13 protein-coding genes are annotated in these 15,152 nt (G+C 65.1%); 9 read left to right on the top strand and 4 right to left on the bottom strand.

The annotated features are described in order from the left end of the window. Positions 1-25 precede the first annotated feature (25 nt). Positions 26-520 carry a hypothetical protein gene (locus tag ACVW1B_RS25150; RefSeq protein ID WP_057015167.1) on the top strand — a complete coding sequence of 165 codons (495 nt, stop codon included), beginning with the start codon at positions 26-28 and terminating at the stop codon, positions 518-520. 7 nt (positions 521-527) lie between these two features. Continuing rightward, positions 528-1,223, top strand: coding sequence for a class I SAM-dependent methyltransferase (locus ACVW1B_RS25145; RefSeq protein ID WP_456822356.1), 696 nt, complete (start codon positions 528-530; stop codon positions 1,221-1,223). 11 nt (positions 1,224-1,234) lie between these two features. Here ACVW1B_RS25145 and ACVW1B_RS25140 read toward each other — a convergent pair whose 3' ends face one another. Together ACVW1B_RS25140 and ACVW1B_RS25135 are read right to left on the bottom strand one after the other, a co-directional pair. Beyond that, the gene (locus ACVW1B_RS25140; protein WP_310881896.1) at positions 1,235-1,636 is read right to left on the bottom strand and encodes a PaaI family thioesterase; all 402 of its coding nucleotides are present in this window, start codon (positions 1,634-1,636) and stop codon (positions 1,235-1,237) included. A gap of 308 nt (positions 1,637-1,944) precedes the next feature. Continuing rightward, entirely contained in the window at positions 1,945-3,534 is a 1,590-nt protein-coding gene (locus tag ACVW1B_RS25135; protein ID WP_456822355.1) for a gamma-glutamyltransferase, read from the bottom strand. A 104-nt stretch (positions 3,535-3,638) separates the two neighbouring features. On the opposite strand from ACVW1B_RS25135, the gene ACVW1B_RS25130 reads away from it, so the two are divergent. Then, positions 3,639-4,412: an enoyl-CoA hydratase-related protein gene (locus tag ACVW1B_RS25130; protein ID WP_456822354.1), complete on the top strand. Its 774-nt coding sequence runs from the start codon at positions 3,639-3,641 to the stop codon at positions 4,410-4,412. A gap of 250 nt (positions 4,413-4,662) precedes the next feature. Here the strand turns inward: ACVW1B_RS25130 and ACVW1B_RS25125 are convergent, their stop codons facing one another. Next, positions 4,663-5,676 carry a zinc-dependent alcohol dehydrogenase family protein gene (locus ACVW1B_RS25125; protein WP_456822353.1) on the bottom strand — a complete coding sequence of 338 codons (1,014 nt, stop codon included), beginning with the start codon at positions 5,674-5,676 and terminating at the stop codon, positions 4,663-4,665. Positions 5,677-5,880: 204 nt separating this feature from the next. Between ACVW1B_RS25125 and ACVW1B_RS25120 the strand changes: the two genes are divergently transcribed. After that, positions 5,881-6,750, top strand: coding sequence for a DUF2066 domain-containing protein (locus ACVW1B_RS25120; protein ID WP_456822352.1), 870 nt, complete (start codon positions 5,881-5,883; stop codon positions 6,748-6,750). A 129-nt stretch (positions 6,751-6,879) separates the two neighbouring features. Here ACVW1B_RS25120 and ACVW1B_RS25115 read toward each other — a convergent pair whose 3' ends face one another. Next, entirely contained in the window at positions 6,880-7,833 is a 954-nt protein-coding gene (locus ACVW1B_RS25115; protein WP_253607332.1) for a helix-turn-helix domain-containing protein, read from the bottom strand. Between the two features lie 734 nt (positions 7,834-8,567). Between ACVW1B_RS25115 and ACVW1B_RS25110 the strand changes: the two genes are divergently transcribed. The 5 genes from ACVW1B_RS25110 (at position 8,568) to ACVW1B_RS25090 (ending at position 15,151) form a co-directional block, all read left to right on the top strand. Beyond that, positions 8,568-8,822, top strand: a complete 255-nt coding sequence (locus tag ACVW1B_RS25110; RefSeq protein ID WP_456822351.1) for a hypothetical protein — start codon at positions 8,568-8,570, stop codon at positions 8,820-8,822. 21 nt (positions 8,823-8,843) lie between these two features. After that, a complete protein-coding gene (locus ACVW1B_RS25105) occupies positions 8,844-9,869 on the top strand; it encodes a formylglycine-generating enzyme family protein (protein WP_456822350.1) in 1,026 nt (341 codons plus the stop codon). Beyond that, entirely contained in the window at positions 9,866-11,509 is a 1,644-nt protein-coding gene (locus tag ACVW1B_RS25100; protein WP_310881890.1) for an arylsulfatase, read from the top strand. The genes ACVW1B_RS25105 and ACVW1B_RS25100 overlap by 4 nt, the downstream gene beginning before the upstream one ends. A 68-nt stretch (positions 11,510-11,577) precedes the next feature. Further along, a complete protein-coding gene (locus tag ACVW1B_RS25095; RefSeq protein ID WP_456822349.1) occupies positions 11,578-14,112 on the top strand; it encodes a fused MFS/spermidine synthase in 2,535 nt (844 codons plus the stop codon). A 4-nt stretch (positions 14,113-14,116) separates the two neighbouring features. After that, complete coding sequence (locus ACVW1B_RS25090) at positions 14,117-15,151, top strand: AAA family ATPase (RefSeq protein ID WP_456822348.1); 1,035 nt, start codon at positions 14,117-14,119, stop codon at positions 15,149-15,151. The last annotated feature ends 1 nt before the right edge of the window (position 15,152 follow it).

Raw genomic sequence — 15,152 nt, 5'->3', positions numbered from 1 at the left:
GAAACAAGGTACTGAGGGGGTTTTAATGGGACGGATGATTCAAGACGATACGACGCGCGATGTCCTTGATCTGCTGAACAAGCGGTTTGGTCCCGGCGGGATCATGGAGATGGTGGAGCTGCAAAAGGAGTTCGACATCTTCTCTCCCAATCATCCCCTCGAACAGTCGTTCCGGCTGATCGGGATCGAGCCGGCCGACCGGGTCGAGCGGAAGCGCTGGTATACTTTCCTCGGCACGCTGAAGGACTATCCTTCCGATCAGCCCAATGTGAGCGGATACAAGCGGGTGGTCCAGGCGTTCCGACAGGCGCTCACGCAGGGTCCGTATCTGCCGGTGCTGGTTAGCGTTCATGCCATGAAGGAAAATCCGAAGGTGACGTTTGCAGCCGATGGCCATACGCCGCTGATCTACTCGACCCAGTCGTATCGGGTTCTGTCGATCCCGACCAAGCCAAGCCAGGTCGCCCGCAAGGAGCTTGCCGCGATGGCGAAGCAGCGGCGGGCTAAAGCCAAGAAATGAGCAAGACGTGAGCATCGCAGCGGAGACCGCAGGTGTCGGCGCCGAAGGCGACCGGGCGCGGTTCTCCGACCTCTATGCCGATGTCGAATCCTACTACAGCGCGCGGATCGCCAAATACGGCGCCACCCCGCGCGGAGTGGACTGGTCCTGCCAGGCCACCCAGGACCTGCGCTTCGTCCAGTTGCTGAAGCTCTGCGACTTCTCCGCACCGTTCAGCCTGAACGACATCGGTTGCGGATACGGCGCGCTGTGCGCCTATCTCGCAAGGCGCCATCCGCAAGCGGAGATCGACTATCTCGGGATCGACCTGTCGCTCGCCATGATCAGCCGCGCGCGCCGCCGTTTCTCGGCGCCGGGGCGCCGCTTCAAGGTCGGCAAGGGCAGCCTGCGTCGCGCGACCTATTCGGTCGCGAGCGGCATCATGAATGTCGATGTCGGCGGCTGCCGCCGATCCTGGGAGGCATTTGTCGCCGGGATGCTGGCCGACCTGCGCCGCGCCAGCCTGCGCGGCTTCAGCGTCAACTTCGTCACCGGGGAGGCGGACGGCACGGCGGCCGACGATGCGTCGCCGGTGCAGCTCTATTGCACCAGCCCCGAGCCGTGGATCGATTATTGCGAACGCGAGCTTGGTTGCACCGTCGAGACCATCGACGGCTACGGACTGAACGAAGTCACCCTGCTGGCGCGATGTAGGGATTGCTGATCGGGTGCGGACTATCGCTTGTCCAGAATCCGCAGCTCGGCGGTGGCGCTGGCGACCGTCACATCGTCGGCGTCGATCAGATCGGCTTCGACGATCATGTCGCGGTCGGTCTGCGAGATGACCTTCGCCTTGGCCGTGATCGGGCCGATGCGCGCCGGTTTGAGAAACCGCGTGGTGAGGGTCCTCGTCACGACGGTCCGCGTTGCGGGCAGCGCGGCGAGGGCGCCGAGGCCGGTGGCTGAATCCAGCATCGCGGCAAGGAAACCGCCCTGGATCGTTCCATGGCGGTTGGTGAACAAGGGTTGCGCCTCGAAACGGACTGTGGCGATTTCACCGTCGAAGCCCAGCCACTCGCGTCCAAGAAGTTGCGCGCCGGGCGGCACGTCTGCGCTTGCTTCACTCAAGCCGGTCACCGCAATTGTTGTCGGTCTAAATGTATCAGAGCGTCTGGCTCATGCAATGTCCGCGGGCGCGGGTGGCGAAAGGCGGCAAATCACTGAGTGGCCCGACCTTTTGCAGATCGTGTCGCGAGAATGCGAGCGTGTGACTCACAGGTCGTGCAACACATTCACTGTCGTCCCGGCGAAGGCCGGGACCCATAACCACCGATGGTCGTTGTTTCGCGATGCTGGAACGACGAGCGCGATCCACAATTCTCGCTGCGGCGTATGGGTCCCGGCCTGCGCCGGGACGACGGTGGAGAAGGAGTCGTGCGTATAACTCACCCCTCCGCGACCGCATCGCCCCAGGGCTGGAACGGCTCGGTGACGCCGCTGTTGGTGGCGCCGTCGCGCAGCACGACGCTCGGGCAGGCGAACTTCATCGGCAGGGTCTGGATGCGGGCTTCCTCGAAGTCGAAGCGGCCGCGCAGCGCCTCGCGCACGCTCGCGGGCAGGCGCTTGTCGCCGATCACCACGGCGCCTTCGCTGGCGTCGATCCGGGGCTGGTGGATCGCGGCGTCGAGATCCATGCCGAAATCCATCACGAAGGAAAGCAGTTGCGACACCGCCGGCAGGATGCGGCGGCCGCCCGATGCGCCGGCGGCAAGCGTGCGGCCGTCGGCGGCCTGCGCCACGACAGGCGTGTAGTTGGTCAGGCAGCGCTTGCCGGGCGCGAGCGAGTTTGGTGCGCCTTGCGTCGGATCGAACCACATGATGCCGTTGTTCATGGTCAGCCCGGTGTTCGGCGTCACGAATTTGGAGCCGAAGGTCGACAGCAGCGTCTGCGTCACCGCGGCCATGTTGCCGTCGCGGTCGACTGCGGAGAAATGCGTGGTGCAGGACGGCGCGATTGCTTCGGCGCCGAGCGCGCGCCGGCCGTCGACGTCACCCATGTCCTTCAGCCGCTCGCGATAGGCGGCTTGCAGCGCCTCGGCATAGGCAGCGTAGGCTGCCGCATCCGGACCGCCCTGCGCGGGCGCCAGCGCCTTTTGCAAAAGGCCGAGCGTGCGCGCCATGGTCGGACCCGCGGTCAGCTCCGGCGTCGCATAGACCGTGCCGCCGCGATACGGAATTTTCAGCGGCTCGCGCAGATGGGCGCGGAAGGCGGCGAGGTCGCGCACCGACAGCGCGCCACCGGCGGCCTGGATGTCGTCGGCGATGCTGCGCGCGAGATCGCCTTCGTAGAAATCGCGCGGGCCGGCCGCGGCGAGCTGCGCCATCGTGGCCTTCAGCCTGTCCTGCGGCATGCGGACCACCGACCTGATGCCCCATTGCGCGTTCGGCGGCAGGCCGTCCTGCAGATACGCCGCGGCGCTGGCGGGATAGCGCCGCAGATCGGCCGCGGAGCTTGCGATCATCGCGGTGGTCCACCAATCGACCAAAAGGCCCTCGCCGGCGAGCTTGACGCTCGGCGCCAGCAGATCCTTCCACGCCATTTTGGCGTGGCGGCGATGCGCTTCCTCCATGCCGGCAACGACGCCGGGCACCGCGATCGAGCCGGGGCCGTGCAGGTTGCGGTCGTCCTTGACCCGCGCCCAGGGGAACAGGTCGGAGGCCGCACCGCCGGTCAGCGGATAATCCTCGATGCGCAGGCCGTCGGGCGCGCGCATGCCGTAGTCGATCACCTCGACGCGGTTCTCCTTGGCGCGATAGAGCACCATCGCGCCGCCGCCGCCGGCGCCGCTCATCCACGGCTCCACGACGCCAAGCGCGAAGGTGGTTGCGATCACGGCGTCGACACAATCGCCACCATCAGCCAATACCTCCGCGCCGACCTCGGCCGCCTTGCGCGACTGTGCGGCGACGATGCCGCCCTTGGCGCTGACGGCCGGCTTGCGGATCACTTGCGAGTTGGAGAACTGGTCGGACATGGCGTTGCTTTCGCTGTTCTTGTTGCGGGTGGGACACGTTGGCGTAGCATGCCAAGCATGGCACTGTCAGTGCAACAACAAGAACCAATTTCAGGGAGCGGAAAATGACTGGTGTGAAGCGTGAACGGGACGGCAAGGTCGGCATCCTGACGCTCAACGATCCCGCGAGCCTGAACGCCATGACGCCGGAACTGCTCGGCGATCTCGCGCGCGCCGTCGGCGAGATGAGCCTCGACCCGGACATCCGCGCGCTGGTCCTGACCGGGGAGGGACGCGGCTTCTGCTCCGGGCAGAACCTCAAGGCGTTCCAGTCGCTCGGCGACAATATCTACACCGGCGTGATGAGGCATTATTGGCCGGCGATGCAGGCCTTGCGCGAATGCCGCGTGCCGGTGGTGGTCGCGGTCAACGGCGTCGCGGCCGGCGGCGGCTTCAGCCTCGCGATGTCCGGCGACATCATCCTGGCGGCGCGCTCGGCGAGCTTCATCCAGGTGTTCAGCCGGATCGGCCTGGTGCCCGATCTCGGCTCGACCTGGCTGTTGCCGCGCCTGATCGGCCGCCAGCGCGCGCTCGACCTGATGCTGCTGAACGAGCCGCTGCTGGCCGAGCGGGCCAAGGAGTGGGGGTTGGTGCGCGACGTGGTCGACGATGCAAAACTGCTCGACGAGGCAAAGGCGCTCGCCGGCCGTCTCGCCGACGGACCGACGCGCGCGCTGGTCGCGACCCGGCAACTGCTCGAGGAGAGCGAGCACGCCAGCTACGCCGATCAGTTCCGCCGCGAGATCGAGCTCCAGCAGGTGATCCGCGAGAGCGCCGACGCGAAGGAAGGCCGCCAGGCCTTCGTCGAGAAACGCAAGGCTCAGTTCACGGGACGCTAGAGCGGGATGAGCTTACCTAAATCGAGCGGCGGGCTCCGCTTCACCTCGCCCCGCGTGCGGGGAGAGGTCGGAACGCATCGTTCGATGCGTTCCGGGTGAGGGGGAGTCTCCGCGAATACAGCTATCACCAGACATATGCGGAGGCAGCCCCTCACCCCAACCCTCTCCCCGTAAGAACGGGGCGAGAGAGCGCAGCGCCGTCGCTGTTCGGCGCAATCTCAGGATGCTCCAGGCCTTGATCGTGCGCGTGCTAGCCGATCGCAATCGCGATCTTGCCGAAATGCGCGCCGCTCGCCATGTGGGCGAACGCGGCCTTGACCTGGTCGAACGCGAACACCTTGTCGATCACGGGCTTGACGCCGTGCAGGCTGATGCCGTCGCACAGCGCCTGCAAATCCTCGATCGAGCCGACGGTGACGCCTTGCAGCCGCTGCTGTTGCATCACCATCAGCGGCAGCCGCGTGTCGGAAGAGGCGGGACCTGCGAGCACGCCGATGAAGGCGATGGTGCCGCCGATCCTGGTGGCGCGGATCGACTCGTTCAGCGTGCCGACGCCGCCGACCTCGACGACGAGATCGACACCGCGCCCGGTCAGCTCGCGCGCCTTTTTGCCCCAATCGGGCGTGGACTTGTAGTTGAGCGTGACATCGGCGCCGAGCTGTTTCAGCCGCGCGATCTTGGCGTCGCTGGAGGATGTCGCGATGACGCGGGCGCCGCACATCTTGGCGAATTGCAGCGCGAACAGCGAGACGCCGCCGGTGCCCTGGGTCAGCACCGTCTGCCCCGGCTTGAGGTCGCCGAGCTTGACCACCGCGCTCCACGCCGTCAGGCCGGCGCATGGCAGTGCCGCGGCCTCGATGTCGTTCAGATGATCCGGCGTGCGCACCAGCGCATGCGCGGGGAAGACCCGGTACTCGGTCAGCACACCGTCGACGCTGCCGCCGAGCGCCGCGCGCATCCGCGCCTCGCTCGGCTCGCCGGCGAGCCAGCTTTCGAAGAAGCTGCCGATCACGCGATCGCCGGGTGCGAAGGTCCTGACGCCGGCGCCGACCGCCTCGACCACGCCGGCGCCGTCGGAGACCGGCACCAGCGGAAATTTCTGGCGCGAGCCGTAACCGCCCTTGACCGTGAGCAGGTCGCGATAGTTCAGCGTCGCCGCCTTCAGCCGCACCAGGACCTCGCCCGGGCCGGCTTGCGGAACAGGCTTGTCGACCAGCGCCAGCGCGTCGACGCCGCCGGGGCCTTGCAACTCATAGCATTTCACGGAACGTCTCCTGCTCGGTGCACTTGTGTTGGGCAGCGCTCGCGGCGCCGCCGCGCATGCGCCGAGCATATGTCAGGCCTGCCGCGCGTGGCCATAGCGCGCAGTGGGGTTGATGGAATGGCGCCCATGCCCGAACGCGCTGGCGCGCGACCGGGAAATACCGCCAATCTGCGCCGTCAATGAAGCGACCGAGCGGAGGTGACCATGGCTGCCTTGCTTGAGACGAAGCGCGATCTGATCGCAACGCTCGCACGCGGCGCGGTCCGCGTGCTGCTTGCCGCTGCATGGATCGCTTGCGGTGGTGCGATGGCCGCAGCAGACGACAGCCTCTACCGCGCGCAAACCGTCGTCACCGGCCAGGGCGAGCCGAACCGCATCGTAGGCTTCGGGGCGTGTCTGGAGGACGTCCTGATCAAGGTTTCCGGTCAGCCAATGCTGGCAGGCGACCACCGGCTTGCCGCGTACAAATCGAAGGCCAAGGCGTTCGTCAGCAGTTTCGACTATCACGATCAATATGCCGGCAAGCCGCATCATGACGAGCAGGGCACCCGCGACCGGCCCTACGACCTGACGGTGAATTTCGACGAGAAGAAGATCGACGGCATTCTCGCCAGGATCGGTCTCAAGCCGTGGCGGTCACAGCGGCCGGTGCTCGGCGTCTTCGCCGAGATGCAGCACGGTCCAAAGGATTACATTGTCACATCCGACGGGACGCAGTCCGACCTGCAACGCGATGCGCTTGCGGCTGCGGCCGGCAAGCGCGGCATGCGCTTCGTGCTGCCTGATACAACCGCGTTGACGAGCGCCAACATCACCGCCGCCGAACTGCTGAAGACGCCGCCGGCGAAGCTGAGTTCGATCGTCGCGCCGCAAGGCGGCGAGGCCACCCTGCTCGGTCGGCTGGTCTGGGACGACAAGGATCTCGGCTGGGCCACGCAATGGCGGATGGCCTGGCACGGCAAGGATTACAAATGGCAGTTCCGCGGCGTCACCTTCGATGAAGCCTTCCGCCGCGGCATCGGCGGCGCCGCGCAGGTGCTGTCGGGCAATGGCGATCCGGGGCGACCAAAATAAGCTTGCGCGCGCAGCGGCTGGATCGCGCTAGAGCCTTTTCCGTTCCGATTGAATCGGAACGGGGCTCTAGATTCTCATTTTGACGCGTTTTCTTCACGCGAACCGGTATCCACTTCGCTCGAAAACGCTCTACCCGGCGTAACCGAGCGTCTGCGACGGATATTCCCCGAACATCGTGCGGTAATATTGCGAGAAGCGCCCGAGCTCGATGAAGCCCTGTTCGATCGCAACCTTGGAGACGGTTGTCTGGTCGGGCGTGCTTTCGCGCAGGATCGAACGGATCGCGCAGAGCCGCTTGTAGCGCAGGAACGTTACCGGGCCGACCCCGAACACCTCGTGGAAGGCGCGGTGCAGGCTGCGTCGCGACAGCCGAAGCTCGCTGCAGATTTCCGAGACATGGACCGGGCGAGTGCCCGCGGCGTGCAGATAGTCCTCGACGTGGCGCACCAGGCGCATCGCCGACGGTAGATAGCTCGTCCCGTCGGGAGGCAACGATGTCACAACCGTCGCGGTCACGCAGTCGACGATCGCGCGCTTCCAGAAGCCGGCCGACGCGTCCGTCAAGGCGTCCGGATAGCGCGCGAGGTGCGCGACGATCCGCGGCAGTTTGTCCGCCGCGCCCATGCCGATCGTGGGATCGGCGCGAAAGTGGTTCTTCGCCTGCCAGGTCTCGGCGTCGGCGAGCCGCGGCTCGCCGCCGAATATGTCGGGCAGATCGGCGAGGTCGAAGCGGATGGCCGCGTAGGACGAAGCGCTGTGAAAGACCCCGTCATGCTCGACCGACGGCGGAATCACCAGCACATCGGCCGGCTGCATGTCGAACGCCCAATGCGTGACGCGGTCGGTCGCGTTGAGCAGCATTCCGATGATCAGCTTGGGATCGGTCGAGACGCGCTGGGTGCGGACGCCGACATTGAACGCGCCGATGCTGAGCGAAAAATCACCGATCCCGACGTGAGACAATGTGCCGCGCAGCTTGCCGCGCTCCAGCTGCATGACATCGACATGCGAGCCTTTGACGGCATCGTGGAGACCCTCGAAGCCGTCAAGCTCGCCGGTGCTGACCGTCAGGTGTTGGCCCATATCCACGTTCACAACTGCAGCGCGATTAATCTACTAAAACCAAATGCTTGAAGTCGGTACAAAAAATGTGCCCCGCGACAATGTGCTTAGATTGGTTCGATTCGCATGGCGAGATCGTGATGCGGATTTGCAAACGCGCGGATTTTCGCTTGTTTTTCCGAGAAAGCAATAAGGCCGACCGGATCGGATTGATCGAATTGGAGCATCTTTCGTTAAGCCTGCACGCCTCGGGGTTGAGATTGGCACAAAGTGCACATCCCTTGTATAGTGCGTTCCGCTATCGTTTGAACTGACAGCAGAATTCGCTCGTGACAACGTCCAGTGGAACGAGTCACGATGGAGAATCCTGTGCACGCAAATGTGCACATGGATTGGCAACGGAGGAGAAAGGGAAGAAGGCCTGACGGATCAACGCTGCCGAAAAGTGCAGCACAGAAGAATGGAAGGGCGCGACAATGCACTCAGGCACGACGCAATCATGCACGACGTTCGGTCACCGAGATCATAAGGCTCCGATCTTCAACAGGATTTTCCGTCTGGCGCTCGTTGGAGCAGCCGCGATTGTCGCGCAAGCAGGCCCGGCGTCGGCGGTCAGCATCGGCTCTTCCGCTTCACTGCCGATCATCACACAGCAGGAAGGCAGCGGTAACGTTGTGCAGGTGCGCGCTGTCGCGCGCCGGGGCGGCGTTGCCGTCGGACCGCGCGGCGGTGCGGTAGCTTACCGGAGCCGGACGGTGGTGGGGCCGGGCGTTCGCCCCGGCTGGCACGGCGGCGGAACGCGCTGGGTCGGACCGCGGCCGGGAGGTTGGGCGCGGCCCGGCTGGTACGGCTGGCCGGTCGGGGGCGCGGTCGCGGCCGGCGCAGCGATCGGGTTCGTCAGCGCGGCGAGCGCAGCCGCCTGGGCGGGACCGGCGCCGGCAGCGGGCATGTGCTGGTACTACACCGACCCGTCTCGAACACAGGGCTTCTGGGACTACTGCTCGCGGTAATGCCCAAAGAGGTGCATCGCCATGTCCCGGGTAGAGATCGCCTCCGCTGAGCGAGAGCGTGACGACCGCGTCCAGACCGACGACATGGTCTGGATTCCCGGCGGCACGTTCCGCATGGGCTCCGACCATCACTATCCCGAGGAGGCGCCGGCGCATCGGGCGTCGGTAGACGGCTTCTGGATCGACCGCACGCCGGTGACCAACGCTCAATTCCGCGAATTCGTGCGGGAGACCGGGCACATCACGGTCGCCGAGCGACCGCCCGATCCTGCGCAATATCCGGGGGCGCTGCCGCATATGCTCTACGCCGGCTCGCTGGTGTTTCAGCCGCCGCGCCGCGTCACCACCCTGCGCGACTGGAGCCAATGGTGGACCTTGATGAAGGGCGCGAACTGGCGCCGCCCCTACGGCCCGCGCAGCAACATCAACGTGCTCGGCAGCCATCCGGTGGTCCACGTCGCCTATGCGGATGCGCTCGCCTACGCCAAATGGGCCGGCAAGGAACTTCCGACCGAAGCGGAGTGGGAGTTCGCGGCGCGCGGCGGGCTCGAGGCCGAGGAGTTCGCCTGGGGCAACGCCTTGACGCCCGGCGGCAAGCACATGGCCAACACATGGCAGGGCAATTTCCCGATTCAGAACCTCTGCGAGGACGGCTTCGACCGGACCTCGCCGGTGACCGCGTTTCCGCCCAATGGCTACGGCGTCCACGACATGATCGGCAATGTCTGGGAGTGGACCGCCGACTGGTGGTCCGCCCGTCATGAGGCCGACGCCGCGAAGCCCTGCTGCATCCCGCAGAATCCGCGCGGTGGCCGCGAGGAGGCGAGCTACGATCCCGCCCAGCCCGCCATCAAGATCCCGCGCAGGGTCCTCAAGGGCGGCTCGCATCTGTGCGCCCCGAATTACTGCCGCCGGTATCGCCCTGCCGCCCGCCATGCCGAACCGGTCGACACCTCGACCAGCCATGTCGGATTTCGCTGCGTGGTGCGCCGACCCGATTCTCAATCGTCACAAAAACCGTTCGACAAGCAAGGAGCGTCAGAATGAGCGATGAGAGCAATATCGTGGCCAGGCAGTCCGGTAGTCGCGGAGGGCTGCTTCGTGGCTTGTTCGCGGCGGCGTTGGTCGCGACAAGCCTGGCGCCATTTGCCGGGTCTCCCGCGTCAGCGCAGCAGCCGAACGCGGCCAAGCCGAACATTCTCGTGATCTTCGGCGACGATGTCGGCCAGTCCAACATCAGCGCCTATACGCGCGGTGTGGTGGGCTACAAGACACCGAACATCGACCGCATCGCCAATGAAGGCATGATCTTCACGGACTACTATGCCGAGAACAGCTGCACGGCGGGACGCTCGACCTTCATCACCGGGCAGGCCTGTCTGCGTACCGGGCTCTGCAAGGTCGGCATACCCGGCGCACCGGTTGGACTCCAGAAGGGCGACATGACGATAGCCCAAGCGCTCAAGCCGCTTGGCTATTCTACCGGACAGTTCGGCAAGAACCATCTCGGCGACCGGGACGAGTATCTTCCGACGGCGCACGGCTTCGACGAATTCTTCGGAAATCTTTATCACCTCAATGCCGAGGAAGAGCCGGAGCGCCCCTATTTCCCGAAGGACGATCCGGCCTTCGTCAAAGCCTATTCGCCGCGCGGCGTAATCAAGTCGTCCGCCGACGGCAAGATCGAAGACACCGGGCCGCTCACGCGCAAGCGTATGGAAACTGTCGACGACGAGACGACGGGCGCCGCGATCGATTTCATGCAGCGGCAGGCGCGGGCCAACAAACCCTTCTTCACCTGGATGAACTTCACTCGCATGCACATCTTCACGCATGTTCGGCCGGAATATCGCGGCAAGAGCGGCATGCCCGGCAACGAGTATGCCGACGGTATGTGGGAGATGGACCAGAATGTAGGCAAGCTGCTGAAGATGCTCGACGATCTTAAGATCGCCGACAACACGATTGTCATCTTCACGACCGATAACGGTCCGAACGCCTTCACCTGGCCGGATGCGGCGACCACGCCGTTCCGTTCGGAGAAGGACACCAACTGGGAAGGCGCGTTCCGCGTTCCGGCGATGATTCGTTGGCCGGGCCGCGTGAAGGCCGGCGAGACAGCCAACGGCATCGTTTCGGGTCTCGACTGGTTCCCGACCCTGCTTGCCGCGGCCGGCGATACATCCGTCAAGGAACGCCTCTTGAATGGCTGGCAGCCCCAGGGCAACCCGACCACCTTCCGGGATCACCTCGATGGGTTCAATCAACTCGACTACATCACGGGCAAGACGGACAAGAGTGCACGCAGCGAGTTCTTCTACTTCAATGACGACGGCGATCTCGTTGCCACGCGTTTTGACAACTGGAAATTCGTCTACGAGAAGCAGGAGCAGCCCGGACAAATGGATGTCTGGGCCAATCCCTTCAAGCCGCTGCGCGTTCCGAAGATGTTCAACCTGCGCATGGACCCATACGAGCATGCTGAGATCTCGGGCAGCGGTTACGACCAGTGGCGTGTGGAAAATGCCTATCTCGTTGCTCAAGGGGTTATGAGGTCGGCGGCCTTCCTTCAGACGTTTGCCGACTATCCGCCGAGTCAACGTCCGGCGAGCTTCAGCATCGATCAGGTTCGCAGGCAGGTCGACAAGAAGGTTGACGAGTCGTTCAAGAAGCGCGGTCTCGAATAGTCGCGAGGCCCTGCGAGACAGGCCAGTGGTATCGGCCTGTCTCGCACTGTATCCAAGGGGACAAGCGGATGGATGCTCGATCGAGCATAGGGTCTGCATCGACCGCGACCCGAGCACACCGAAAGAATCTGGATGCCGGTGCGAGCCGGAGGCTTGTCGCAGCGGCGCTGGCATTCGTCTCGGGTGCCGCCGGCCTGATCTACCAGGTGATCTGGATCAAGCAGCTCTCGCTCGTCGTCGGCGCTGATGTCTACGCCATCACGACCGCCGTGAGTGCCTTCTTTACCGGCCTGGCGTTGGGCGGCCTGATCTTTGGTGGAAGGGCCGACCGTGCCGGCCAGCCGGCGAAACTCTACATCGCGATCGAGATCGGCATCGGCATAACCGGCGTCGCCACCACATTGATCCTGGCGAATATTGCGCCGGCCTTCGTGGCGATCGAGAGCGCGAGCGGCTTGCTCGCATGGGCCATGGTGTTCGTTCTGGTCGGCATCGCCCCGCTTCTGATGGGTGGGACGCTACCGGTCCTTGTGCGTGCGGTGCTGCAGAATTCCGGCGATGCCGGCCGCGTCGGTGGCCGGCTATACGCCGCCAACACGGCCGGCGCGATTCTTGGCGCTCTGCTGCCGATGTTCGTCCTCATTCCGCTGTTCGGGGTGCAAGGGACCTCGACCGCGGCGGCGACACTCAATGCCCTCGCGGCGGCGGGGGCGACGGTGCTCGGCCGGATTCCCCTGGCTTCGGCGAGGATCAGGTCTGCCCGCGGCGCGGCGGTGCATCAACCGCGCCGGGTCGGATTGGCCGTTGCCCTCTATGCCGCCGCCGGCGCAATTGCCCTCGGCTACGAGGTCATCTGGTCCCAGTCCATCGTTCAGTTCATGAGTACGCGCAGTTTCGCGTTTTCCGTGGTGCTTGCCACGTACCTCGCGGGACTTGCGGCCGGTGCCGCGATCGTTGCGCGGGTAATCGACCGGATCCGCGATCCCTGGAGTGTCTTTGGCCTTCTGATCGCGGCCGCCGGTTTCCTGGCCTTGATCGAGATCGCGGCACTTGGCCATTGGCTCGTGGTCGCGCAGACGGCGACCGAGGCGTTCGTGCTCCACCTTACCGAAAACCAGTTCGCCGGCATGTGCGCCCGCTTCGCGGTGGCAGCGTTCTGCATCGTATTCCTGCCGACCTTGCTGCTCGGGGCGGCCTTTCCGGTGGCGCTGCGTCTGGTGGTGCGGGATGCGCATATCGGGCAGGACGTTGGCGCCGTCGTGGCGGTCAATACGCTGGGCGGTGTGGGGGGCGCACTTCTCACCGGCTTCGTGCTTCTGCCCTGGCTCGGGCTTGTCCACACCCTTGCATTGCTCGCAATCGGCGCCGGCCTGCTGGGTGTCATTGCCTGCTGGGGCGGTCGCTCGAGCCGCACCGGTCTTGGACTGGCAGTCGCGGTCGGCGCAGCCTGCATCGTCGCTGCGGTCGCCACGCCGTCCGACCGATTGGCCCAATTGCTGCCGGCAGCGCGGTCGGGAAAAATCATGTTCTATGAGGAGAGCCCGGGTGGGACGGTCGCGGTGGTCAACACCGGCCGCTTCCGCCGGCTCTATATCCAGGGCGTATCCAATTCCGGCGACGCCATGCCGTCGCTGCGCTACATGCGGCTGCAAGCGCTCCTGCCTCTCATCATTCACAATGGCGAGCCGAAATCAGCCCTGGTGATCGGCTACGGCACGGGCATCACGGCCGGGGCTCTCTCGCAATTCCCTGCTCTCGACAGGAGGGTGGTGGGTGAGCTGCTCCCGGCGGTCCTTCGTGCGGCTCCGATATTCGACGGCACCTTCAACGCCGCGACCGACCCGGGATTGGAGAAGCGCCTGGGCGATGGCCGTCGTCTCCTGCAGCGCGAGAGCCAGACCTACGACCTGATCACGCTGGAGCCGCCGCCGCCATCGGCGGTGGGCGTCGTCAATCTCTATTCTCGCGATTTTTATCGCCTGGCATCGTCGCGGCTGAACGACGACGGGATTGTCGCGCAGTGGTTGCCGCTGCCAACACAGAACGATGAGGACACGCGCGCACTGGTTCGCAGCTTCATCGATGTGTTTCCGTACGCGTCTCTGTGGACATCGGAGCTGCATGAAATGTTGCTTGTCGGGTCGCGTCGTCCGATTCAGTTGGATGCGGAGCGCATCAGCGCGAGGTTCAACCAGCCCGAGACGTCCGCGGCGCTTTCCGCGGTCGGCGTCAACTCGGTCGCGGCGCTGATCGCAACCTGGATCACCGACCGTGACGGGCTCGTGCGCTACGCGGCGGACGCGCCGGCGGTGACGGACGACAGGCCGCGAATCGAATACGCGACATGGGTTCGTCCGGACGAGTTCAGCCGGACGATTTCGCACATCTGGCAGTACCGTAGCGAACCGCCGCTCAAGGGAGCGGACGAGCAGTTCACCGCCTCGCTGCTGAGCGAAAGGCGAGATCTTGATGCGTTCTATCGTGCCGGCCTCAGCGCCTATGCGGGCAACCGGCAGGCTTACGCGCGCGAGATGGCGAGCCTCAGCCAAGCGGCGAGGCGAAACCCCTATTACAGGTGGTTTACGGGGTCCAAGGAGCCGTAGTGCAATGTCAGATCATGCCGCAACACAGTTAGCGGCCGCCCCGGCGCGGCGAACTGCCAAGGACTCCGCGGCCCGCGACGCCGTGCTCGATCTCAAGGCGCGCATCGGCAGATCGGTGCTCGGGCAGGATCATCTGGTCGAGAGCATGCTGATCGGGTTGCTGGCCAACGGCAATCTCCTGATCGAAAGCCTGCCGGGACTAGCCAAGACACGCGCGGTGAAGACGCTGGCGAAGAATCTTGCCGCGGACCTGTCGCGCGTGCAGTTCACGCCGGACCTGCTGCCGTCGGACGTGACCGGCGCGGAGATCTACCTGCAGACCGAGAAGGGCGGCCAGTTCCAGTTCCAGAAGGGGCCGATCTTCGCCAACCTCGTGCTCGCGGACGAGATTAACCGCGCGCCGGCCAAGGTGCAGTCGGCGCTGCTGGAGGCGATGGAGGAGCGTCAGGTCACCGTTGCCGGCAAGACCTACAAGATGCCTGACCTGTTCATGGTGCTCGCGACCGAGAATCCGATCGAGCAGGAGGGCACCTATCCGCTTCCCGAGGCGCAGCTCGACCGCTTCCTGATGCATGTCGTGATCACCTATCCCGACGAGGCGACGGAAGGCGAGATCATCAAGCTCAATCGCGCCGAGAATGCGCGGAAGCCGGAAGCCGGAGCGGCCGAGCCGCCGCCGGTGCCGCAGCAGGCGATCCTCGATGCGCGCGGCGAGCTCGATGGCATTTTCGTCTCCGACCTCGCACAGAAATATATCGTCGACCTGATCTATGCGACGCGGTTTCCCGGCCGCTACGGCGAGCCGTTGAGCAAATGGATCCAGATCGGCGCCAGCCCGCGCGGCAGCCTTGCCATCGACCGCTGCGCGCGGGCGCGCGCATGGCTCGACGGGCAGGATTTCGTCACGCCCGACCACATCCGCGCCGTCATCCATGACTGCCTGCGGCACCGCCTGATCCTGAGCTACGAGGCCGTATCGCAGGGCATCAGCCCCGACCAGGTGATCGACAAGATCACCGAGCTTGTCGCTGCAGCGTGAG

It is taken from the genome of Bradyrhizobium sp. USDA 4502 (assembly GCF_054063355.1).
The sequence above is the reverse complement of the archived record's forward strand: the minus strand, read 5'-3'. Positions and strand labels throughout refer to the sequence as shown.

What these genes read in the sequence shown, in the direction of transcription:
- ACVW1B_RS25135 (WP_456822355.1), bottom strand. Translation starts at nt 3,534, where the DNA reads ATGTCCGACCAGTTCTCCAACTCGCAAGTGATCCGCAAGCCGGCCGTC.
- ACVW1B_RS25095 (WP_456822349.1), top strand. Translation starts at nt 11,578, where the DNA reads ATGGATGCTCGATCGAGCATAGGGTCTGCATCGACCGCGACCCGAGCA.
- ACVW1B_RS25105 (WP_456822350.1), top strand. Translation starts at nt 8,844, where the DNA reads ATGTCCCGGGTAGAGATCGCCTCCGCTGAGCGAGAGCGTGACGACCGC.
- ACVW1B_RS25090 (WP_456822348.1), top strand. Translation starts at nt 14,117, where the DNA reads ATGTCAGATCATGCCGCAACACAGTTAGCGGCCGCCCCGGCGCGGCGA.
- ACVW1B_RS25100 (WP_310881890.1), top strand. Translation starts at nt 9,866, where the DNA reads ATGAGCGATGAGAGCAATATCGTGGCCAGGCAGTCCGGTAGTCGCGGA.
- ACVW1B_RS25115 (WP_253607332.1), bottom strand. Translation starts at nt 7,833, where the DNA reads ATGGGCCAACACCTGACGGTCAGCACCGGCGAGCTTGACGGCTTCGAG.
- ACVW1B_RS25130 (WP_456822354.1), top strand. Translation starts at nt 3,639, where the DNA reads ATGACTGGTGTGAAGCGTGAACGGGACGGCAAGGTCGGCATCCTGACG.
- ACVW1B_RS25150 (WP_057015167.1), top strand. Translation starts at nt 26, where the DNA reads ATGGGACGGATGATTCAAGACGATACGACGCGCGATGTCCTTGATCTG.
- ACVW1B_RS25120 (WP_456822352.1), top strand. Translation starts at nt 5,881, where the DNA reads ATGGCTGCCTTGCTTGAGACGAAGCGCGATCTGATCGCAACGCTCGCA.